Source organism: Cyclobacterium sp. 1_MG-2023, assembly GCF_030546805.1.
Classification (GTDB): domain Bacteria; phylum Bacteroidota; class Bacteroidia; order Cytophagales; family Cyclobacteriaceae; genus Cyclobacterium.
Map to the genome: position 1 here is coordinate 364335 of NZ_JAUOPC010000005.1, position 23474 is coordinate 387808.

The following is a 23474-nucleotide window of genomic DNA, read 5'->3' on the forward strand; positions in this document are numbered from 1 at the left end:
ACCTTTCAATTAAGAACTGAGGATTTCATTTTTAACAATTATTTTTAACCCTAGTGAAAACCCACTAAATTTGCAATACAGCTCATTTGGGAATATGAGTACAGGTACTTTTCTTTAGTATTTTTTCTTTAGCAAATGAGGAGAAAGGTTAGCCCCTCTAATAGTAAACATATGCATAAGCTTTTTTTATTTATTTTAATTCTGGTAATATTACCAGCAAAATCTTATTCACAAAAACTTTATCCCTATTTGATTTCTGGTCAAGGGTGGGGATTTGTAGATCAAAATTCCAAAGTTATTGTTAAACCCAAATTTTCTTATGTACATCCATTCGATGAAGGGATAGCCGCAGTTGAGCGAAATGGATTATGGGCTTTTATCAATGAAAAAGGAAATCTGATAACTAAATTTCAGTATATAGATTTAGGTGAAACAAGTGAAGGGCTTGTTGCGGTTTGCGACAAAAATGGAAAGTGGGGATTTATCGATTTAATGGGGGAAACAAAAATCCCTTTTATTTATAATTACGCACTAAATTTTAGTCACGGACTTGCTCCAGTTGTAATGGACTCCACCTACCGATTTATTGATAAAAATGGTAAGCTAAAGTTTGACTTCAAATTTGCCTCTGCAAGTAGTTTTAATGAAAATGGTTTTTCCCTCGTATCCTTGTCCTTATATAATGCTTATGTAATAGACACCTTAGGAAATACGCATGATTATTTAACTGCTAATCGATATGGATTACCAATTGAAGGTCTATTTCAAAAGGTGAAAAATTCCAAGTACGGATTTTATGACTTAAAGACCAAAGAGAATATTATACCGCATGAATATGACCTAGTTTACCACTTTAACTCAGGATTGGCCCCAGTAAAGAAAGACAATAAATGGGGTTACATTAATAACCTAAATGACTTGGTTATAGGGTATCAATTTGACGATGCGCATCCATTTTCAGATGGTTTAGCAGCTGTTAAAATAAATGGTAAAAAAGGGTATATTGATACAAAAGGAAATTATATTTTTAAACCTCAATTTGATAGCGCAGGAGATTTTCTTAATAATGTTGCGCAGGTAGTAATGGATGGCTCATTTTTCTATGTCACAAAAGATGGTAAAATGCTAAAAGAGTAAGCATTTCAGAGACTTATTCTTCAGGTTCTTCAATCAGAATGTGCCATTTTTTGTGGTAATTGTTTTTTCATATTCGCTATTAGTAGTATAAATGAGGGCTTAGAATTGCCATCTCCATATTGTTTATTTAAAACACAAAATACAGCGTTTGTACTAAAGTACAAGGCTGTATTTTATAAATAGCTGGGGTTTGGGAGATCGTTAATTTACACCTTAGCTCAAATTCTCTGTTTGTTATGATCCAGATACTTATTACCTTAAAGATGAATAAGTTAAACTAGAGATATAATTCATGAGAAATAGCTTTATACTAATCCTCTCAGCACTCTACTTAGTAGGATGCAATGCATCAAATGAAGGGCAGAAGATTAACATCCGAATTGTGGAGGAAGCATCTGGAGAGATAACACCGGTAATGGCTTGCATCACCAGTGTCGACGATGGATTGGCACGTATCCCCCCAGAAGCGGCTATCGCCGATTCGGTTTCTCGTGTTAAGGATTTCTATAAAGGTATCGCATTTGAAAGCGAGAAAAATTGGATAGGCCCCATTCGTAAAATGAATGGCATTGGGGACAATGATGACCGGAGTTTTGTTTATCAAAACCTTCCTTCAATTCCTCACTGGGGAGAACCTGTTGCCTACCAAGTTTCCGGTGACTTTAGCATTACACTTCCACCAGGTACTTGGCGGATCAGTCTGGAACATGGAAATGAATTCATTCCCATCAATGAAGAATTTACTGTTAGCGGTGGGGACAAGGAAATTACAAAAACCTATACCATGAAGCGCTGGATCGATCTGCCGGCGCAAGGCTGGTATTCCGGTGATGTACACGTTCATCATCCCACCACAAAACAAGCCTTCAAGGATTTCCTTTGGGAATATGCAAAAGCTGAAGATGTTCACTTGGTAAATGTCTTAGAAATGGGACATCACAAAGGAACCGATTTTCATCAGGAAGGTTTTGGAGAAAAATTCCGGACTTGCAAGGATAACATCTGCCTTGTCTCGGGACAGGAGGGGCCGCGGAGCACTTATGGACATATCATAGGACTTAACATAAACGTAATGGTGCGTGACACCTCCACTTATAATTATTATGACTTGGTCTTCAAAAAACTACAACTTCAAGCTGGCGCAATCGTTGGTTATGCCCACTTTTCATGGAATGGTTGCGATTTACCAAGAGGTTTTCCCTGGTACATCACCACCGAACAAATAGACTTTGTGGAGTTGCTACAGTTTTCAATGATCAATACCATGGATTACTACGACTACCTTAATCTTGGTTTTCGCATTACGGCTGCAGCAGGCAGTGACATCCCTTGGGGGTCTACCTTGGGCGAGGTTCGTACCTTTGTATACACGGGAGACAATTTCTCAGCAGATGCTTGGTTCGAAGGACTGAAAAAAGGTCATACTTTTGTTTCCAATGGCCCTGCCTTATTTCTTGAGGCAGATGGAGCTCTTCCGGGTTCGGAACTTATTCGAAGCAAGGGCTCCAACACCAATTTAAGCGTAAAGGCAGTTTCCCATCAAGGGATTGGAAAGATCGAACGCATAGAAATCTACAACAATGACGGCTTGCTAAAGGAAAAATTAAACCCTGAAGGTGCTGACGAAATTGAAATCGATCTTGTCCATACTTTGAAAAAAAGCCAATGGCTATCCGCAGCTGTATACTGTGAAAATGGAGCCGTTGCCCATACCACTCCTATCTACTTTATCATTGATGGTCAACCTACCTGGGACACCGAAAAAGCTCCTGGGATTATCGTAAAACAATTGAGTGCTATCCAATCTATAGAGGATGAAACTAGGGCAAAAGAAGAAGTTGATGAAGGGATTATCAGCAGATTGGAGGATGCAAGGACTTTCTACGGGGCAATCATGAATAGTATAGAATAAAAGAACGAAATGATAGGATGGGGAGGAAGAGCACCCTACAATTAGCACAAAAAATTGGTGATACGGGTCGCTTGATGCAAAAAATTCTATTCTGTCAAAGTTATGATCAATACTTAAATGGTCAATGAAATTTTTATTTGCACATGACCTGAAATAGGCAAACCAATGGGTTTCTTTCAAAAATTGAAGCTTTTTTAAACCTAACCTAAAATTGGCCTGAAGTTGACACAGAATTGACGCAATCAAATTCAACTAATTAAGTTAGATTTCGGGCAAAATTAAATTAGAATGATCCATCACATGCTTTCTCAAAAAATCAAAGAATTAAGAACTCAGAAAAACCTAAGCCAAGAAAAACTATCAGAACTCTCCGGCATAAGCTTGAGAACCTTACAAAGAATTGAGAAAAATGAAGGTACTCCAACAGCTGATAGTATTTCAAAATTGTCATTGGCCCTACAACAAAATATAACCGGGTTACTTGAAAAGGATGTTGAACATAAGAAGCAACAACTAAAAATCTTGTTTTTGTCCGCACTATCTTTTTTAATTTTCCCTTTATTAGGTGCAATTGTCCCATCAATTATTTGGGTTTGGAAGAAGGAGCTGTTTCCTGAATCTGGAGATTCAATAAAATCACTGATTAATTTCCAAATAACCTGGAATATTGTTTTTTTTCTTACTCCATTTTTTATCATCCCCACCATTTATTTTCTGTTAAACATGATTTTGACCCTGATCTATACCATTTTAAGTTACAACCCCATTTATTACTTTACCAACAGCGGTGACGGCCATTATTTTGTATGGGCAATATTGTATATATTTAATGTATATGTAATTATTAAAAATACCTGGTTTATAGATCAGAAAAGTAAGATCACTTTTTCACCCAAAATTCAAATTATAAAATAAACGAAGCCCTATTTCAAACGGGGATTTGAAACAGAAAACACCTTAAAAAGCAAAAAACTACGCATGAAAATTAATGTTTTACTAATTACTATCCTCTTACCCCTGCTCATCCAATGTACAGGAAAAACAACCAGTCCAATAATTGAAGCTTCGTTCACTTCCAATGTTATGGTAATGGATGGTAAAGCCAATGAACCCATATGGCAGCAAGCGAAACCAATAACCCTGAAAAATAATCGTACTGGAAAGGAAGTCCAGGAATCAGCACTACAAACCCATGTCAAGGCATGTTATGATGACACCAATTTGTATTTTCTATTTAAATGCAATGACCCGGACATATGGGCTGCCTTCACACAACGTGATGAATATTTGTGGAAAGAAGAGGTTGTGGAAGTATTCATTGATGTAGATAATGTCCCGGATACCTATGTGGAAATTGAAGTCTCCCCTGCCAATATTCTTTTCGACAGTTATATTGTGGATCCTGAAAACATTGATGTTCCGGCTACAGCTAAATTCAACCTACCCGACCTTAGAACCGGTGTGACCATTCAGGGAACGCTTAATAAGCGTGATGACAAAGACAACAGCTGGACCGTAGAAATGGCCATTTCCTTTGAAGATTTAGCCAATGCAACTACTGAAAAAGTAAGCCCTGAGACTGAAATTAGGCTTAATTTTTACCGACTGGATAAAAACCAAGGCCAAGAATTTGCATCTTATGCTTGGTCCCCTACCGGTAAGAGTTTTCATAAACCAGCTGTATTTGGTAAATTAATGTTTAAATAAAAAACCCTGAGAACATATTTGGTCAACTCATTTCTTAAAAAACAATAAGCTGCTTTTCTTTCGTGTTAAATTCATTGGAGTAAATTAATTCGGATTGTGATTAAAACGAAAAAGCACAAAATATTTTTTAGTTTAAAACTTAATACATTTATTTTTCCTTTGCTCTTTTTCTTTATGTTTGTAAAGAAAAATTTTTATAGAAAGACATTTACATACGATAGTTAATGAGGGGTTTTTCGATTTTTAATTCAAAACCCCATTTATTTACAGGACATTAACAATCATTTTAGCAGAATTTTTAAAGTTTAAAAAATAACTTTTTATTAAATATGAGTTTCACAAAGTTATTGGCAACAGCTATTTTTTGTTCGTTTGCCTTTTTCCCTCTTGCTTTTAGCCAAGAGGGAAATCAAGATTACATCGTCAATCAAGAGGGTCACAAAATTTACGGTACCATTAAAAAATCCTTTGATTTTAATCAAACCAAATCAATCCCTTTTGTAAGCACTAAAGGGGAAAAAACCCGGTATTACCCCAATGAAATCAAAGGTTTTGGATTGTCAAACGGCAGGAAGTTTAAAAGCAGGCCCATGCCTAAAAAAGAAGAGGAAGGCATGGTCTTTTTTCAAATTATTTTGCAAGGAAAAGTCAGCCTATTAAGTTATCGGAACCGTTATTTTATAGAAAATGAGGTGCATTTCTTAGAATTATATGTCGTTTCTGAGTCCAAGGATGCCGATGGAAATTTAGTAAGGGCAAAAGACAGGGAGTATATGGGACGATTAAGTTATATCCTTTACGAACCCTGCGGAAATGAATTACAGGAAAAAATTTCCAAAACAAATTTATCTGAGAAAGAGCTTATATCGACGTTTGAGGCTTACTATGCTTGTGAGGAAACACCCTACCAATTGAATGTTGAAAATCTTCCTTTTGTCAAGGCCTCACTTGTCCCCGGAGCAGGCGTACAGTATAGCCAATCCTATTTAACAAAAGATTCCTTCGATGAAATCCCTCATGTTTTCAACACCAACTATAGCCCATTTATAAGCCTTGGAGTTAAGCTGGATCACTGGAGGCGATTGCCACGTTTTGCTTTTGACTCGGGCATAGGTTTTACCAAAGGTGATAATGTGATTAATATGGAATTGTTTAAACCAAATCAGCGATATTCTGCTACAGAGGAGTTTTCTAGTTCAACAATAATTATCCCCATCTTTATCAATTATTTGACATTTCGGACCCGAAATAATGAATTCTACATTGGTGCTGGAGCAGTCATACGCTCCAATACATTAAAAAGTAAATTTAGTATTGTTGACCATAAAATCACCTATGAACCTGTTACAGTAAGGATCTATGAAGAATCTGTTTTAACTTATTCATCTTCTAAATTCTCCCCTGCAGTAAAATTAGGCATCAACTTCTTATTTAATCGAAAATACGGTATTATATCTGAATTTCAATTGGAGCATGTTTCAAAAGAATACACGATCGATTTGAGTAGTCGCCAATCTTACTTCAACTCCCTTGTTGCATCTTACATGATAGGTTTTAGGTTATGAAAAGAAATATAATTTTTATTGCACTTTTAGTTTCATCACTTATAAGTGCCTGTGAACAGGAGGAATTGTCACCAAGGACGAACCCCAGATTTAGTGCTACCTCTATTCAAAGTATTGATGAAACGGGAGTAGAATTTGCCTGCAATATCTACGATTTTGGTAGCGAGAAGATTATTGAATACGGCTTCCTTTATAGCCTAAATGACTATCCTATTATGGAAAATTCCGAGGTTATTTCGCTGGTAGGCAAACCGGGAGATCAGTTTTCGATGAAAGTCGAACAATCTTTAATCAAAGGAGTAAACTATGCCGTGGTTGCATTCATACAAACCACCACTGAAAGGGTATATTCAAAACCCATTGGATTTGTAAGTCAGGGGGCGCCGGGTTTTATTTTTGAAAAGTTTGAATATAAAACACCCATTTTTTATGGAGACACCATCACTGTACGGGGCAGTAAGCTAAGTAAACTCACCGATAAGTATGCAGTGAATTTTCAAAACCAAGAAGCCCAAGTTATTAATATTGAGGAAAATTCTTTCAAATTTATTGTTCCTGAATTTTACGAGTTCAACACCAGTGGAAATGGTCCGGACTACTTTGATGTCAGCCTTCAGGTTTTGGATAAAACGATTTCAATGAATGTAAATATCCCCTTCCAGGATGCTGAATTCGAAGTAAGAGATATTCAATTAATAGATTATGGGGGCAGTGTCGAAATACACGGTAACTATTTAAAAGACGCTAATCTGAAAATTGTCACCAGCGATGCTATTCTGGAAAGCATTCATTGGACCAATGTCACCGTTGAATATGCCGGAAACGATAAGATAGTATTTAAACCCAGAACCTCTTATTCTGAGACCAATCAGTACCTGACCCTCGAAATTCGTGGCAAGACCTATTCCTTAGGCAACAAAATCTATGAATTTAAAACTCCTTGAATAAAGGCTGATTGATAGCATGGTGTTTCAAAATCGTTTAAATCACTGGATTACAAATACAAACGAAAAATATTCGACAGTACCCTCACCTTCCCTGCCCTCATAAAAACAAATCAAGCCACAAAACCATACCCTTTGATCTCTTCTAATACCGGATAAAAATGGGGTGTTTAATTGAAACCCCTCTACTTTTATTAAAACCCAAAATCATTGGACTAAATATTGACGCAAAATTCTTAAATTAAATTTTGATTCGTAAAAAGCCGATATGAGCTCTTTTACGGACGAAAAACTTTGTTAATATCAGCACAAAATCTCAGGGCGCATTAGTCAATATTGAATCGCGTAAAAATCAGACCTCAATGAAATTAAGTATTCTATCAATTCTTATTCTAATTTTCACGAATACCTTTGCACAAAAAGACCCCACTTGGGACAATACTCAAATAGAAAAATGGCCCGAAGCCTGTAAAAAAGTAATGATTACCTCCACTTTGGATGGAGAAAAACAACCCGCCTATTATTATGCTGCTACACAGCCAAACCGACCATTAATTGTAAGTCTACACACTTGGAGCGGTAATTATGAACAAGAAGATGAACTTGTAAAAGAAATTCTCAAGAGAGACTACAATTACATCCATCCTGATTTCAGGGGGGCCAACAAAACCTTTGAAGCCCTTGGAAGTGATTTTGTAATTCAAGACATTGAAGATGCCATAGCCTACGCCATAGAGAACGGCAAAGCGGACCCTAATGATATTCATGTCGTAGGAACGAGCGGAGGTGGACATGCTACCCTACTCACTTATATGAAGACCAATTATCCAGTAAAGACCTTTTCAGCATGGGTGCCCATCTCGGATATTAATAAGTGGTATTATGAGTCTGAAGGAAGAGGAAACAAATATTCCTTAGACATCGCCATGGCAACAGTGAAAGCTGGCGTTGACAAAGATAATTATTTTTTAGATGAAGAGGAAGCTATAAAACGCTCTCCCATTCATATGCAAACGCCGATAGAAAAACGCCAAAACAGCAAACTTTATATCTATGCGGGAATCCATGATGGGTACACGGGTTCTGTACCAATTACACAATCCTTGGATTTCTATAATAAGGTAGTTGCTGATTTTGACTCACTGGAGAAAAAAGAGTTAATCCCCCAAGAGGACATCAAAGAGATGCTTGCCTCTAGGAATTTTGTTGCAGCCAGTAAAGACAGCATTGCCGACCGATTAATTCATTATCAGAAGGCTTATAAGGATTTGGTAAAACTCACCATTTTTGAAGGTACCCATGAATGTCTTACCACAGTGGCGTTGGATCAAATAGAAACGGACAAAATTTTGACCATTGGAGATTCCAACGGCGCCATAGAAAATGGATGGGTGAACCAGTTAAGTAAAGTCAAATTTGATGACTTTATCTACAACACCAGCATTTCGGGAAACACCATAGGTTTCAATAACAATGGTCAAGAAAAGCTCAATACATTACTTAATGTGGATCGGTACATGAATGAGGCAGACAAAACCTTAAATGGGCTAGACAAGGTGCTCATCATGCTTGGCACAAATGACTGCAAAGCAGTGTTTGAACCAAGAAAAAACGAGGTTCCTGAAAATATGGACAAGCTGCTTAAGCAAATAAAATCCCACACGGTGTACCTTAAATACAAACCTCAGATTTTTGTGATTTCCCCACCCCCATGTGGTGAAGATCATATGATGAAAGAAAAATACCATGGCTCTTCCGAAAGGGTGAAAGCGTTAGTCCCTAAGTTTAAAAATGTTGCTGAAATAAATGATTGTGCTTACATTGATATCTTTACGACCTTGGCTCCTCAGTGGGCTTCCTTAGCCAAAGATGGCATTCATCCCGAAGAAGATGGTCAGGTTTTGATATCAAAAATAATAGCGAAACAAATCAATTAAGCCCTAAATAGACCTTTATACTGCGTAGCGCTTGTGTAAGGCAATCGCATACAAGGAAAGCCTAAGTCCTCTTTACCAGTTAATCACAGTAAATTGATGGTGTTGGAGGAACGGAAAAATAAAATCACATTGGAAAATACAAGAAAATCATCTATAGAGATCAGTAAAGAAGAATTTCGGAAAATTGGACATCAATTAATTGATGATATTTCTGATTTCATTGATTCAATCGATCAAAAACCTGTCACCTCTAATGAAAGCCCTGCCCAACTACAAAACTTATTGGGACCCTCCCAATTACCCAAGGCTGGTAAACCTGCAGCCGAATTAATTTCTAAAACAACTGAATTATTATTTAACAATTCTTTACTTAATGGGCATCCTAAATTTTTCGGATACATTACTTCATCTGCTGCTCCAATTGGTGCTTTAGCTGATTTACTAGCGGCCTCAGTTAATCCAAATGTTGGCGCGCATATTTTAAGCCCTATCGCTACTGAGATTGAAAAACAAACCATTACTTGGCTGGCTGAATTTATTGGTCTTTCACCAAACTATGGTGGCCTATTGGTCAGTGGTGGAAATATGGCGAATTTCACTGCATTCCTGGCCGCAAGAACAGCAAAGGCACCAACTACAATCAAAGAAGAGGGTATTGCCAGTTGTTCCAAAAAATTAACCGTTTACTGTTCTACCACAACACATACCTGGGTTGAAAAAGCAGCCGTGTTATTTGGGCTGGGCACTAAAGCAGTAAGGTGGATTCAAACGGATACTTCCAATAAGATGGACACTAAAGTTTTAGAAGCCACCATCGCAGCGGATTTAAAAAATGATTGTAAACCAATAATGGTAATTGGCACAGCAGGTGATGTAAGCACCGGGATGGTTGATAATTTGGATGCTATAGCTGTTGTTTGTAAAAAACATGACTTGTGGTTCCATATTGATGGCGCTTATGGAGTGCCTGCCGCAGTTGTTTCAAAGTTCAACTATCTATTTGAAGGAATCAAAGAAGCCGACTCTATTGCCTTAGATCCACACAAATGGCTGTATAGCCCGCTTGAGGCGGGATGTACATTGGTGAAGAATCCACAGCATTTAATTGACACTTTTAGCTCACATCCTGAATACTATAACTTCAGCAATGGTGAAGACGAAAAAACGCAAAACTTCTATGAATACGGCCTTCAAAACTCTCGTGGTTTTAGGGCGCTAAAAGTTTGGCTTGCCTTGCAGCAAGTCGGTAGAAGTGGTTATGAAAAATTGATTAATGAAGACATTGAACTCTCCCAAATGTTATTTGGCCTTGCTGAAAAACATCCTGAATTGGAAGCTGTATCACAGAACTTAAGCATTACTACCTTTAGGTATGTCCCTCTTAACAATAGCAAAGGCAACGATTATCTGAATGCCCTGAATGAAGCCCTTTTGAATGAATTACAAGCCGGAGGAGAAGTTTTCATATCCAATGCCATTGTTAACAAAAAATATTGTTTGAGGGCTTGCATTGTGAATTTTAGAACATCACAAAAGGACATAAAAGAAATCATTGAAATAATAATCCAATCGGGAAGGAGGGTAAATTTAAACCTATCTCAAACAGAAAAAGATTAATCAAAAAGGGCATTAGAAAAACCCGGACTAAAGTGATTTCACCAATAAAAGCTTTGGAAAAGTTATTTAAATTCACCTCCTTCATTTTTATCATAGCACTAGATTATATTTGATTGTGAGACTTTTGTGATATTTTTTTCCCAATATTGTACAATGAGTGAAAAAAAAATCCTTCTTATCGAAGACGATAAAGACATTGCTGAACTGGTCGCTTTACATTTAAGCAATCTGGGATATACCGTTGAGCATGTCAATAATTTTACTGAAGGCATGCAACAAGCCCTAAACAATCAGTATTCACTTATTTTATTAGATTTGATGCTTCCCGATGGGGATGGTTTGGATATTTGTCACAAATTAAGAAGAGAGAAAGTACAAACGCCAATCGTGATGCTCACGGCCAAGACCGAAGAAATTGACAAGGTCTTAGGTCTGGAGTCAGGTGCAGATGATTACATAAGCAAACCATTTAGCATTAGGGAGTTTATAGCAAGGGTAAAGGCAATTATCCGACGAAGCTCTATTTCTATTATCGAAGATGAGAAAGATATTTTCCAGTTTGATGGTTTAACGATTAATATTTTTAAACGTAAGGTTACATACGGAGAAGAAATAATTGAGCTTACGAAAAAAGAATTTGAACTGCTGTATTTTTTGGCCAAAAACAAAGGTGTAACTTATTCCAGGGAAAAGCTATTAAACATTATTTGGGGCTATGAATACACCGGATACGACCACACCGTAAATTCTCATATTAACCGACTTCGTGCAAAAATTGAGAAAACACCCAATAAACCCAAATACATTATGACTTCATGGGGTGTAGGCTATAAGTTTAACGATGAATTGTAGGGCATATGAAAAATCTTTCGAATAGTTTATTTTGGCGTTTGTCCTTATTTTTTCTCGTCATTCTTTTCGTGATTTCAGGCGTTTATATTTACACCACTCATAATTCATCTTTGGTTTATTCGCAAGAGACTTCTCAAAGGTTGAACAGACCTCTTGCCGAAAGAGTGGCTAAGTTTACCAAACCCTTTATTGATGGTTCAATCAACGAAGAAGAGGTAGAAAAGCTTTTCCACAATGTGATGGTTCTCAACCCCTCTGTCGAGGTTTATTTACTAGATGAGGCAGGTAAAATATTAAGCTATTATGCCCCTTTTGGAGAAGTAAAGCTTGAGCGTTTGAATCTTGATCCCATTCATCAGTTTATTGACAATAAGGAAGTATTCATTAAGGGAGAAGATCCAAGAAACCCCGGGCTTCAGAAAATCTTTTCTGCGGCCGGTATCCTCGACAATGAGCGAACGGTAGGTTACATTTACATTATCCTCGCTAGCGAAGAATACACCAGTGTTACGGATATGTTGGCCCATAACTATCAGATTAAATTGGCTACCAAAGCTGTGCTTATTACCTTTTTTGCTGCCATTATCATCGGCTTTTTTGTGATATGGTACCTTACAAAAAACATCAATAAAATCAGTGTTGCGGTAAATCGATTTAAACAAGGTGATTTAAAGACGCGCATTCGTTTAGAATCAAAAGGAGAGTTATCTGTTTTAGCCAACAATATAGATGCTATGGCAGACACTATTGTAAGCAATATCAATGAAATAAGGTCTGTGGAAAAACTTAGAAAAGAATTAATTTCCAATATTTCCCATGACCTCCGAACACCATTAACTTCCATTCAGGGCTATGCCGAAACTTTGGTTTTACTTGAAGAAAAGTTGGATAAAAAAACCAAGATAAAATATTTAAACACCATCCTATCCAGTACCCAAAGGGTAAAAAAAATGGTGGAAAACCTCTTTGAGATTTCAAAACTAGAAGCCCATCAGGTGGAAACCAAAAAAGAAACCTTTTCCATCAATGAATTGCTTTCAGACATGGTAATGAAATTCGACTTAATGGCAAAAAGTAAGTCCATTGACTTTAAGATTAACGTGGCAGATAACAATATCTTGGTTTTTGCAGACATTGCTTTGATGGAAAGGGTTTTTCAAAACCTTTTGGAAAATGCCCTGAATCACACCCGTGAGGGAGGGACAGTACAAATTGCCATAAAAAACAACTCCGCTTCCTCTATTGAGGTTACCATAAAAGATACCGGTGTAGGTATTTCCTCCGAGGAACTACCCTATATTTTTGATCGATATAAAAAAGGAGCCTATGGAACGCATAAAGGCACCGGATTAGGCCTTGCTATTGTTAAAAAGATTCTTGAATTGCATAAACTAGACATTAAAGTAGAAAGCGAGTTGAATGTAGGCACATCCTTTTCCTTCAGGCTACCCGTCTATTCTTAAAATTTGATTTTTTTGTGATCCTTTCGTGATATCCTATCACTTATTTTGATAAAGACAAACAATGAACCTTTATCACAATGAGAAAACCCTCAATTCCAAAATATTCTAAATCACTTTATCTAGGCTCAGCCAACTGAAAAGATTGGGTAGGCATGTGCTATGCCCTCTGACCGGCTCCCTTTAGCCCGGATTATGCAATAGGATCCGTAAAGCCTACCCCATGTTTATGGCAAAGGATGCAAGCGCCAGAAATTCAGGCTATTTGGAGATTTTAGCACATTATAAATTGTCTATTGCACATTTCGGATTTAAGTAACCCATTAGACAAAGCATATCAAACCATTTCAACCTTAGCTTAGGGTGTGCACTTAGAGGTTCTCCTAATAAATCAATTGTTAACCAAAAACATAATACCATGAAAAATGTAAGATTATTTAGCTTTTCAGCCATTTTCGCTTCAATATTAATGCTCAATGGATGCGACACAAAGGATGATGAAATGCCCGAAACAATGAACAGTACGTTTACTGTTACCATTGAGAATATTTTTGAAGCCAAGGAATATTTTAATACCGGACAAACAGGATTAATCACTCCGGGAAACACTGAATCATTTAGCTTTGACGCGGGAGTAGGACAGTCCGTAAGCTTTGCTACCATGCTCGTTGAATCCAACGATTTGTTCTACGCACCCGACGAAATGGGAATCTCTTTATATGACGACAATGGCGACCCAATAACCGGGGACGTAAGTGATATGATTTCATTATGGGATGCCGGTACAGAAGTAAATGAGACTCCCGGAATGGGCGCCAATCAACCCTTGAGACAAAGTGGAGCAAATACAGGAACAACTGAAAACAATCCCGTACAAATGGTAGACGATAACTTCACCTACCCTAGCAGTAATGCTATACTAAAGGTAGAAATTGAGCATGATGGTGGCACCCTATTTACCCTTACGCTAAGTAACGTTTCCAATAGTTCTACTTTGCCATCACCACTGGCACCAGGAATTTGGGTCATACATGAAACCAATCAAATGCCAATTTTCACAGATGGCACCCTAGCCAAGGAAGGTTTAGAGCCTCTTGCTGAGGATGGAGACAATGTTTTATTCAATACCAACCTAGTAGAAATGACAGGTTTTTTCTCTCCCCTTGCTCCCGGTGCCTATGCTATAGGAAGTGAGAACATGATTTTCATGACAGGGCAATCGTCAAGCACTGCCTTGGAAAAATTAGCTGAAGATGGAGATGCCTCAGGTTTTGAGAGTGTCTTTAATACGCCTGTTGGCGCTGCCTCTGCAGGACCATTACTTCCAGACAACTCCTATTCATTTACCTTTACAGCAGATAATGGCGACAAACTTTCTTTCGCTACCATGTTGGTTCAATCCAATGACTGGTTTATTGGAACAGATAATTTGGACTTATTTACCAATGGTATGCCCATATCAGGAGACATTACAACTAATGTTTATTTATATGATACCGGAACTGAAATTGATGAATATGCCGGTGCAGGGAAAAATCAACCTTTAAGACAGTCCGGACCAAATACAGGAGTTGATGAAGGCGGAAACATTAGTTTGGAAGCCAACCCTTCTGAGAATATCCCGAGCCTAGATAAAATGGTAAGGGTTACAATCACCCCCATGTAAGAGGCCATAATTAGCTTTCAGGCCGAAGTATCCTAGATCAATTGGTGCTTCGGCCTTCTTATCCACTAGGATGAAATTAACCGAATAGGCAACTGTCATGCTATAATATGCAACAATCAATACAATTTTCCGGATCTAAATAACAGCAAGATCGTTACCTTGAAATCACTAATTAACCATTCTTCCTTAATTTTATCCGTTTATACTATGTGTTTTTAATTAGCTATTTGTATATTCAAATACAAATAGCCATATTATTTAAAACCATTCTTAATTATGCCAATATCCAGGGACGCAATAGGTATTAAAGTCGCAAATCAAATACCTGAATTATTGGTCTATTGGGATAAAGGTGAAATTTGCCAATTTGCAAACAAAGCATTCTTAAAATGGTATGGCAAATCTTACGAAAAGGTAATAGGTAAACTAACCCTTAGAGAAGTATTAGGCCAAAGTTATCAAAAGCAAATTCCCCATCTAAAGGATGTATTGGCAGGTATTCAGCAAAACTTTGCTTTAGAAATAGTTAATGAGAATGGGGTTTTGCAATATTTTTCTGTAAGCTATGCTCCCGATATTGAAAATGATAAATCAATTGGTTTCACAGCTTATTACTCCCTGAAAACTGAAATTATAGACAGTATTGAGGAAACCCCAAATTCAAAAAACCTCCTTACAAACATTCTCGAGTTTGCTCCTGATGCCACAATTATTATTAACAGTTCGGGTACTATCCAATATGTAAACCAACAGGTTAAGAATATTTTTGGATATTCTAAACAGGAAACGATTGGCAAGGAAATAGAATTTTTACTACCAGAAAAACTAAGAGAAAAACACAAATCTCACATCAAATCTTTTTTCCGCTCATCCAATTTCAGGCCTATGGGAAAAGGTTTGAAATTATTTGGGCAAAGAAAGAATGGAGAAAAGTTCAATGTTGAAATAAGCCTTAGCCCCGTCCAATCAAATGTAGGTTCCCTGGTAATGGCTTCTATTAGAGATGTTTCAAAACGAACAAGAATTGAAACAGCGTTGGAAGAAAGCAATAAACGAAATAGTATCTTCATTCAGCAATCCCCCTATGCAATCGCCATGTTAGACGAAGACATGCGGTACATTGCCGTGTCTAAAAAGTGGGTCAAAGATTATGTTTCGGAGGGTGAAGAAATCGTAGGTAAATCTCATTTTGAAATATTTCCAAACATAGGAGAGGATCGGAAGAAGATTTATGAATCATGTTTAGCAGGGGGAAATTATTCCAATAAAGAAGAACTTATTATAGACAATGACGGGAGTAAAAAATGGGTTAAATCCGATGTCCGGCCTTGGTATGTTTCAGAAAACAAAATTGGAGGGCTACTCATTCATACAGAGGATATTTCCCCAATTAAAAATGAAGAAAAAGAGAAAAAAAGAATTGAAGCCATATTGGAAAAAACCAATGCTATTTCAAGAATAGGAACTTGGGAATATAATTTAGAAGAAGAAAATTTGATCTGGAGTAAGGTCGTTCGTGAGATCCATGAAGTGCCGGAAGACTTTGTACCGGATGTAAATACAGCCATCAATTTTTACAAAGAAGGAGAAAGCCGTGAATTGATAAGTAAAGCAGTGGCAAATGCTATTGAAAATGGCAGCTCATATGATTTGGAATTTGAATTGGTGACTGCAAAAGGAAATGAAGTATGGGTTCGGGCCATTGGGCAAGCAGAGTATATCGAAGGACATTGTAAACGCATTTTCGGCATTTTTCAAGACATCACTCCAGTAAAAAGGGCTGAAATAAAATTGAATCGGGTCAATGAAGAATTAAATGCCATGTTAAACTCTGAACTGGTTTCAGTGATTGGCACGGACAATCAAGGTACAATCAATCACTTTAACCGGGGTGCTGAAAAGATGCTCCAATATTCCAAGGCTGAAATGATAGGTAAAAAGACTCCCGAGGTATTTCATTCCATGGAAGAAATTGAAAGAATGGGAGAATTATTATTACTTCCTTCAGGAAAAGAAGTTAATCGGTTTGAGATATTTAAGGAAATAGCCAATCAAATAAACTTAGGCGCTATAGAATGTACCTACATTAGAAAGGATGGTAAAAACCTCACTGTTTTGCTTGCCTTAACCACTTTAAAAACTAGCCAAGGAGAAGTTTTTGGCTTTCTAGGAATTGCTACGGACATTACAGAATTGGTGGAAAATCAAAATAAACTTAAAAAAGCCAACGAAAACCTAGAAGTACTGACTGAAAAACTTACTTCCCAAAACCTTCAACTTGCCAATTTCGCTCATATCACCTCTCATAATTTAAGGGCACCTGCCAATAACTTGAATTCCCTACTCCAATTCTATCATACAAGCGAAGGGCAGGAGATAAAAAGCACCATTATCGAGAACTTTGAAACTGTAAGCAAGCACTTAATTAGCACCTTGGATAATTTAGTAGACTTGCTCAAAATTCAACATGAGGGTTCCAAAAAAATTGAAATCCTCACTTTTGATGAAATATTGGGCAAAACCAAAGAGATGTTGGTTGGTCATATCATGGAATCAAAGGCTCAAATAATTGCAGATTTTTCCCAAGCCCCAAAAATTTCTTTTAACCGTATCTTCTTGGAAAGCATATTCCTTAACCTTGTAGGAAATGCAATAAAATACCGATCTCCTGACAGGGAACCAATCATCCAATTAAAATCCAACGAGGAATACGGGCGAATTGTTCTTTCTGTAAAAGACAATGGTTTAGGCATTGACCTTAAGAAGCACGGAAGAAATCTATTTGGTCTCCATAAAACTTTCCATGAAAACAAAGAAGCCAAAGGTATCGGTCTATTCCTAACAAAAAAACACGTTGAGGCCATGGGAGGCTTAATCAGCGCCAAAAGTGAGGTGGGCAAAGGAACTACCTTTACCATAAAATTTTAAATCAATTTAAGAATTTGAGTTGTAGGTGTGATTAATCTCGATTTTCTGGCATTTTAAAGTGAAAATCCTATTTGATTTCCGAGATTTGCAGAAAAAAAAAATGAATTGGATCGTATTAATTTTTGCCGGATTATTTGAAGTAGCCTTTGCTTTTTGTCTAGGAAAGGCCAAAGGCAGTTCAGGAAATGAAATGTACCTTTGGTATGCCGGATTTATCCTTGCCCTGTTCATTAGCATGAGTCTATTAATCAAGGCCACTCAGTCTTTACCCATAGGTACGGCCTATGCCGTTTGGACAGGGATAGGAGCAGTTGGGACAGTATTGGTAGGGATTTTGGTATTTAAAGAACCTGCCACATTTTGGAGAATATTATTTCTTAGCACCTTGGTTGGCTCAATTATAGGACTCAAGGTTGTTTCCAATTAACTATCCTATTTAAATAAAAGGAACCAAATATTTGGGCTAAAGCCCCTTTGAAACTATAAGCAATTCCAATCCCCCAGCTAAAGCTGGGGGCTATTGATTTCAGAGTTCAAATCAAATGGGAAAATCAAAGTGTTTAACAGATCGCATTTTTTTCTGGATCAATTGACCAATACATTCAATTCATAGGCTGTTGTTTTGTCCTTTATCTTCTACAATTTCAAATTAACCCCTCAATAGGAACGGGATTTAGCCCGTTTAAAGATGGTAAAATCATTTCGCCGGCTTTGACCGAAATTTGGATGCGGAAATGGATTTTTTATTAATCATCCCTTTACTAAACAAGGGATTGGAAACCTATGGATTCGTCAGGCTCATCCTCCGGTTGGTTGATAGATTCCTCATAATTTTTAATTACAAGAAATATTGTATATTTTTGCATCATTGTTGCATATGAAACTAAATTGCACATATGGAAATAGCTGAAATTTTAAACTTTCATAAGTTAAAAAGAACAAGCTGTAGAGAAGAAATTCTTGAGGTGATGATGGCCTCAAAACAAGCATTGTCTGAGAGTGAAATCAGAGATAGGCTTAACGGCCATTATGATCGAACTACATTTTATAGGTCATTTAAAACGCTTGAAGCCAAGAGGATCATTCACAAAGTGGTGATTGACAACCTCCCTGTCAAATATGCTTTAGGAAATACCTTAAAACCCAAGAAAAAGCATGCACATTTCTTTTGTAAGGATTGCAACTCAGTAGAATGTCTAAACGATACACCCATACCTACCTATCCCTTACCCCAAGGATACACCTACTCAGACACTGAGATAATTATCAAAGGGTCATGCGCCAAATGCAACCAATAAAATGAAGAAAAATTTAATTCTAATGCTAGCCTTATTCTTGATGTTTGGCTATGCCTTCAGTCAAACTAATGAGGAATTAAAAGGGATTGTCACTAATACAGAAAACATATCCTTAAAAGGAGCCCTAGTTAAAATAAATGAGCTAAATAAAGGTGCCATAACGGACGTACATGGGGAGTTTATAATTTCAGGTTTACAAAAAGGAAGCTATGAAATTAATATTTCTTTTCTGGGATATGAAAATCTAACAACAAGGGTTTCTCTTCCGACGACCACCCCTTTTAGGTTTAGTTTAAGTAAAACCCCAATAAGCCTTCAAGAGGTAGTCATTACTGATAATTATGCAACCAACAGGAAAAAGGATGAACCTTTAGGCATTGAAATTGTAAATGAGGATTACCTTAAGCAAAACCTTGGTGGTAGCCTAATGAAATCCCTTGAAAGACTGCCCGGAATTTCTACCATTGATATTGGTTCAGGCCAATCAAAGCCTGTAATTAGAGGGTTGAGTTTTAACCGCGTGGTAGTGGTAGAAAACAATATCAAACATGAAGCCCAACAATGGGGAGCGGATCATGGTCTTGAAATCGATCAATATGCGGTAGATAATATTGAGATTATTAAGGGCCCTGCTTCTCTAATGTATGGTTCTGATGCCATCGGTGGTGTCATAGACATGAAAAACAATAAACTTCCCGAGAAAAATTCTTTAAGTGGCGCAGTAGATATTTCCGGAAAAACAAATAATGATTTTATAGGCACTTCTGTTTCCGTGGAAGGCAGAAAAGAATGGTTTTTTGCCACCCTCACGGCAACCTTACTGGACTATGGAGACTTTAGGGTTCCTACAGACAGCGTTGACATTTACAATTACCGGGCTGCATTGCACGACAATTATTTGAGAAACACGGCTGGGAATGAACAAAATTTACACCTTTCATTCGGCTTGGTTAAAGACAAGATTCAAAGCAGATTTTATTTAAGCAATGTGAACAGTAAAAGTGGATTTTTTGCCAATGCTCACGGATTAGAACCCAGAAATGTAGATACAGATGTACATGATCGCTCAAGCAGAGACATTCAATACCCTTTTCAAGAAGTAAATCATTTTAAAGTAATCAATAGTACAACGATTTGGCAAGAAAAGTCAAGATTGGAGATAGACCTGGGATACCAGCGAAATCATAGAGAAGAGTGGAGCCAGTACGTGCAACACGGCTATATGCCGGCAGTTTTTCCGGACACGCTTGACTTTGATATGGATTTGGAACGAAAATTTATAAAAGACATCTATTCTGCAAATGTGAAGTTTTTCTACCAAGCTTCTGATAAAACTCAGGTAAACTCAGGAATAAGCGGTGAATACAAAGAAAATCAAATTAATGGCCGGGGGTTTATCATCCCTGCCTACAGTCAAGTGAACATCGGTGGTTTTGTTTTAGGCCGGCATGAACTTTCACCAAGCAAGCAATTTCAAGCTGGAATGAGGTATGATCATGGAAGAATAAAGACCTCCTCCTATTTTGATTGGTTCCCCTCTCCACTGGATGATGCGGTCGACCCTGAAACCAATTTTCTTCAAAGAGCTGCTTCTATCAATCGATCATTTTCCAATTTTACATGGTCTTTGGGCTATAATTATAACCCCGGAAAATGGAATTATAAAGTTAATATAGGCAAGAGTTTCCGAATGCCTATACCTAAGGAACTTGCAGCCAACGGTGTAAATTATCACCGCTTTAGTTATGAAGTTGGTAACCCTGATTTATCCCCGGAAATAGCTTACCAGTTGGACTTAGGTATTACATTTGGATCGGAAAAATTTGCAGCCGGTGCATCACCTTTTTTAAATTACTTTTCCAACTATATTTACTTAAATCCAACCTCTTCTCATGACCGCTTGTATGGGAATGGCAATCAAATTTTTATTTATACAGAAAGTCAGGTATTGAGATATGGAGGAGAATTTCATTCCCATTATGAACTACTAGACTGGCTCCAGCTAGGCCTGATAGGGGAATACATCTATTCCAGACAATTGTCCGGAGAGAAAGAAGGTTATACACTCCCCTTTTCCCCACCTGCCTCTGCCATCATAAATCTTAAATACAACGAGAAAACAGTGGGTCGAATAGATAACCCCTACCTATCGGTGGATTATAAAATCACTGCTGCACAAAACAACATCGTTCCTCCAGAAGTAATAACAAAAGGATACCAAGTTGTCAATGTTGGCATTGGTGGAGAAGTTAACCTCTATAAACAAAAATTAAATCTTTCTATTCAGGTACAGAACCTCTTGAATAAAAAATACTTTAACCATACCAGTTATTACCGACTGATAAATGTTCCGGAACCGGGAAGAAACTTTATAGTTAACATAAACATCCCTTTTCACTCAAGCAAAACACTATAAATAAGCACTAAAAACCATGAAAAAATACAACTCATTTACCCGTAATTTAATAGCCTTCAGTTTAAAACCATGGATAAACTATGCCTTGGTTGCCTTGGTCTTCATTTTCTCAATTTCTTGTGATTCGTCAGACGAAACAGACACCGAAAAACCTGTAATAGACCTTTCTATGGCTGATGCTTACCCCACCAGTTGCGCAACTATATACTTTGACGAGCCTTTCAATTTTAAGGCCTATTTTTCCGACAATTTTACATTAGGCTCTTATAGCATTGACATCCACAATAATTTTGATCACCACTCACACAGTACCGAAGAAGATGACTGCACGCTTGATGACAAGAAAACAGCTACAAACCCTTATGTATTTATTAATGACTACGAAATCCCTGAAAACTTATCTTCCTATGAGGCCAACCTTACAATGACCATCCCTTCAAGCGATGCTTCTGGAATATTTCAAGAAGGAGATTACCACTTTTACATTAGCTTAACAGATAAAGAAGGCTGGTCGACGCAAAAAGGGTTGAGTATAAAAATACTACACAAATAACATTCATCATCCAAGTAATAAACTATTAAAATGGAAAGAAGTTTTATTCTCTTTCCCCATGTTAAAATAATAAAGGGAAAATTCTAAATGGAATTTTCCCTTTAAACTTGGTAACCTTCCTTATTGGGATGCATTCAAATCAACTCTGATTATGCATTATTCTACTAACCAATTGATAAATTACAAAGCGATTTTGGAACAAATTCAAACAGTCCAATTCTACGGAATCAATAGGTATTTTGACTGGGAAATCCGGAGCCCACGATATTAAAAAATTCCTTTCTATAGGCCTCGTTCTCAAAACAGCCACCATATTCCACTGTGGTGGTAAAACTGTTTTTATCCTTGATACCTCTGGACGAAACACACAGGTGTTTACCACAGATCATAACAATCACATCTTTGGTTTCTAAAGTCTCCTGCAGTTCTTTAAGCAGCTGTAAAGAAAGCCTTTCTTGTACCTGAGGCCTATGGGAAAAATAATCAACCAACCTGTTAATTTTAGAAAGGCCAATAACCTTCTGTTTGGGGACATAAGCTATATGGGCATGCCCTGTGATGGGTAAAAAATGATGCTCACACGAAGAATCAATGTTGATATTTTGTTCAACAAGCATTTTAGAATAGCCATATTTATTAGGGAAAACGGACAACTTTGGCTTATTCGCAGGATTCAGACCATAAAAAAGTTCCTTCACATACATTTTAGCAAATCTGTAAGGTGTCCCTGATAAACTTTCATCTGTTAAGTCCAAGCCTAACTCATTCATGATTCCCTCAAAATGATGTGCTATATTTTTTATCTTTTCCTCATCTGATTTATCAAAAGCATCGCTTCGAAGGGGAGTCTCTGAATTGGTCATCACATGATTATCCCCTATTATGTCAAAATTATTATTATCCATTTTTACGGCAACATTTATCGGTTTCACATTTACAATATTTCAAATTATACACATGCAAAAGTGCTAGAAGCATTGCCGCAACATAAATCACCATCTCAGGAAGCAGGTACCAACTATTCTTTTCAATGAGTATCAACAAAAAAAGCAATAGCCAGCTACTCCACAAAGCAGGTTTCATAAAATCCCTAGATGTATTTTGAGAAGAGCGGCTTACAGCTATGAATGAAACGAATAGAAAAAAATAATCCAGGTTACTCCAAAGGCCTGCCACCCCAATACAAGTCTCTGTAGGACAATTCAACAATATAAACACCAACGGTGTAGCCATACAATGGACTACGCACAAAGCTCCCGCAATTGCCCCTAAGGTGTCTGAATTTCTAAAGGTTAGGCTCATCTAACTATATTTATCATATGCAACATTATTGCAAATATATAAAATTCAACACCTTGTTGCAACATTATTGCATATAAATTATTTTGAGAATGCCTGAAATCCATATAAACGGTTACCCTTTTCAATCCCATAGCTGAAGCTGGGGGCTAATGATTCCTGAAATTCCATCGGGTGGAAATA

18 protein-coding genes are annotated in these 23474 nt (G+C 37.2%); 16 read left to right on the top strand and 2 right to left on the bottom strand.

What is annotated here, in order from left to right; all coding sequences use genetic code 11:
• Positions 1–171: 171 nt before the first annotated feature.
• The 16 genes from Q4534_RS10235 (at position 172) to Q4534_RS10310 (ending at position 21992) form a co-directional block, all read left to right on the top strand.
• Positions 172–1137, top strand: a complete 966-nt coding sequence (locus tag Q4534_RS10235) for a WG repeat-containing protein (RefSeq protein ID WP_303613072.1) — start codon at positions 172–174, stop codon at positions 1135–1137.
• A gap of 292 nt (positions 1138–1429) precedes the next feature.
• Positions 1430–3049, top strand: a complete 1620-nt coding sequence (locus tag Q4534_RS10240) for a CehA/McbA family metallohydrolase (RefSeq protein WP_303613073.1) — start codon at positions 1430–1432, stop codon at positions 3047–3049.
• 288 nt (positions 3050–3337) lie between these two features.
• Positions 3338–3964 (top strand): helix-turn-helix domain-containing protein, encoded by a 627-nt coding sequence (locus Q4534_RS10245; protein ID WP_303613074.1) that lies wholly within the window; start codon positions 3338–3340, stop codon positions 3962–3964.
• Positions 3965–4027: 63 nt separating this feature from the next.
• On the top strand, positions 4028–4756 hold the full coding sequence (locus Q4534_RS10250; RefSeq protein ID WP_303613075.1) for a carbohydrate-binding family 9-like protein: 729 nt from the start codon (positions 4028–4030) through the stop codon (positions 4754–4756).
• A gap of 329 nt (positions 4757–5085) precedes the next feature.
• Entirely contained in the window at positions 5086–6321 is a 1236-nt protein-coding gene (locus Q4534_RS10255; RefSeq protein WP_303613076.1) for a hypothetical protein, read from the top strand.
• Positions 6318–7265, top strand: a complete 948-nt coding sequence (locus Q4534_RS10260) for an IPT/TIG domain-containing protein (protein WP_303613077.1) — start codon at positions 6318–6320, stop codon at positions 7263–7265. The genes Q4534_RS10255 and Q4534_RS10260 overlap by 4 nt, the downstream gene beginning before the upstream one ends.
• A 362-nt stretch (positions 7266–7627) precedes the next feature.
• Entirely contained in the window at positions 7628–9202 is a 1575-nt protein-coding gene (locus tag Q4534_RS10265; protein WP_303613078.1) for a GDSL-type esterase/lipase family protein, read from the top strand.
• Positions 9203–9331: 129 nt separating this feature from the next.
• Positions 9332–10819 carry an aminotransferase class V-fold PLP-dependent enzyme gene (locus Q4534_RS10270; RefSeq protein WP_303613079.1) on the top strand — a complete coding sequence of 496 codons (1488 nt, stop codon included), beginning with the start codon at positions 9332–9334 and terminating at the stop codon, positions 10817–10819.
• A 153-nt stretch (positions 10820–10972) separates the two neighbouring features.
• Complete coding sequence (locus Q4534_RS10275; protein WP_303613080.1) at positions 10973–11671, top strand: response regulator transcription factor; 699 nt, start codon at positions 10973–10975, stop codon at positions 11669–11671.
• 5 nt (positions 11672–11676) lie between these two features.
• Positions 11677–13134 (top strand): cell wall metabolism sensor histidine kinase WalK, encoded by a 1458-nt coding sequence (locus Q4534_RS10280; RefSeq protein WP_303613081.1) that lies wholly within the window; start codon positions 11677–11679, stop codon positions 13132–13134.
• 415 nt (positions 13135–13549) lie between these two features.
• The gene (locus Q4534_RS10285) at positions 13550–14797 is read left to right on the top strand and encodes a spondin domain-containing protein (RefSeq protein ID WP_303613082.1); all 1248 of its coding nucleotides are present in this window, start codon (positions 13550–13552) and stop codon (positions 14795–14797) included.
• A 276-nt stretch (positions 14798–15073) separates the two neighbouring features.
• Positions 15074–17725, top strand: coding sequence for a PAS domain S-box protein (locus tag Q4534_RS10290; protein WP_303613083.1), 2652 nt, complete (start codon positions 15074–15076; stop codon positions 17723–17725).
• A 100-nt stretch (positions 17726–17825) separates the two neighbouring features.
• Positions 17826–18152, top strand: coding sequence for a multidrug efflux SMR transporter (locus Q4534_RS10295; protein ID WP_303613084.1), 327 nt, complete (start codon positions 17826–17828; stop codon positions 18150–18152).
• 469 nt (positions 18153–18621) lie between these two features.
• Entirely contained in the window at positions 18622–19023 is a 402-nt protein-coding gene (locus tag Q4534_RS10300; protein WP_303613085.1) for a Fur family transcriptional regulator, read from the top strand.
• Between the two features lies 1 nt (position 19024).
• On the top strand, positions 19025–21439 hold the full coding sequence (locus tag Q4534_RS10305; protein WP_303613086.1) for a TonB-dependent receptor: 2415 nt from the start codon (positions 19025–19027) through the stop codon (positions 21437–21439).
• A 16-nt stretch (positions 21440–21455) separates the two neighbouring features.
• Positions 21456–21992 carry a DUF4625 domain-containing protein gene (locus Q4534_RS10310; protein WP_303613087.1) on the top strand — a complete coding sequence of 179 codons (537 nt, stop codon included), beginning with the start codon at positions 21456–21458 and terminating at the stop codon, positions 21990–21992.
• 227 nt (positions 21993–22219) lie between these two features.
• Here the strand turns inward: Q4534_RS10310 and folE are convergent, their stop codons facing one another.
• Both folE and Q4534_RS10320 read right to left on the bottom strand, forming a co-directional pair.
• Positions 22220–22897: a GTP cyclohydrolase I FolE gene (folE, locus tag Q4534_RS10315; protein WP_303613088.1), complete on the bottom strand. Its 678-nt coding sequence runs from the start codon at positions 22895–22897 to the stop codon at positions 22220–22222.
• Positions 22890–23294 carry a MerC domain-containing protein gene (locus tag Q4534_RS10320; protein ID WP_303613089.1) on the bottom strand — a complete coding sequence of 135 codons (405 nt, stop codon included), beginning with the start codon at positions 23292–23294 and terminating at the stop codon, positions 22890–22892. The genes folE and Q4534_RS10320 overlap by 8 nt, the downstream gene beginning before the upstream one ends.
• Positions 23295–23474: the final 180 nt, after the last annotated feature.

Coding starts and splice junctions, on each gene's coding strand:
- Q4534_RS10305 (WP_303613086.1), top strand. CDS start 19,025: ATGAAGAAAAATTTAATTCTAATGCTAGCCTTATTCTTGATGTTTGGC.
- Q4534_RS10290 (WP_303613083.1), top strand. CDS start 15,074: ATGCCAATATCCAGGGACGCAATAGGTATTAAAGTCGCAAATCAAATA.
- Q4534_RS10320 (WP_303613089.1), bottom strand. CDS start 23,294: ATGAGCCTAACCTTTAGAAATTCAGACACCTTAGGGGCAATTGCGGGA.
- Q4534_RS10275 (WP_303613080.1), top strand. CDS start 10,973: ATGAGTGAAAAAAAAATCCTTCTTATCGAAGACGATAAAGACATTGCT.
- Q4534_RS10235 (WP_303613072.1), top strand. CDS start 172: ATGCATAAGCTTTTTTTATTTATTTTAATTCTGGTAATATTACCAGCA.
- Q4534_RS10310 (WP_303613087.1), top strand. CDS start 21,456: ATGAAAAAATACAACTCATTTACCCGTAATTTAATAGCCTTCAGTTTA.
- Q4534_RS10295 (WP_303613084.1), top strand. CDS start 17,826: ATGAATTGGATCGTATTAATTTTTGCCGGATTATTTGAAGTAGCCTTT.
- Q4534_RS10280 (WP_303613081.1), top strand. CDS start 11,677: ATGAAAAATCTTTCGAATAGTTTATTTTGGCGTTTGTCCTTATTTTTT.
- Q4534_RS10255 (WP_303613076.1), top strand. CDS start 5,086: ATGAGTTTCACAAAGTTATTGGCAACAGCTATTTTTTGTTCGTTTGCC.
- Q4534_RS10240 (WP_303613073.1), top strand. CDS start 1,430: ATGAGAAATAGCTTTATACTAATCCTCTCAGCACTCTACTTAGTAGGA.
- Q4534_RS10265 (WP_303613078.1), top strand. CDS start 7,628: ATGAAATTAAGTATTCTATCAATTCTTATTCTAATTTTCACGAATACC.
- folE (WP_303613088.1), bottom strand. CDS start 22,897: ATGGATAATAATAATTTTGACATAATAGGGGATAATCATGTGATGACC.
- Q4534_RS10260 (WP_303613077.1), top strand. CDS start 6,318: ATGAAAAGAAATATAATTTTTATTGCACTTTTAGTTTCATCACTTATA.
- Q4534_RS10245 (WP_303613074.1), top strand. CDS start 3,338: ATGATCCATCACATGCTTTCTCAAAAAATCAAAGAATTAAGAACTCAG.
- Q4534_RS10250 (WP_303613075.1), top strand. CDS start 4,028: ATGAAAATTAATGTTTTACTAATTACTATCCTCTTACCCCTGCTCATC.
- Q4534_RS10285 (WP_303613082.1), top strand. CDS start 13,550: ATGAAAAATGTAAGATTATTTAGCTTTTCAGCCATTTTCGCTTCAATA.
- Q4534_RS10300 (WP_303613085.1), top strand. CDS start 18,622: ATGGAAATAGCTGAAATTTTAAACTTTCATAAGTTAAAAAGAACAAGC.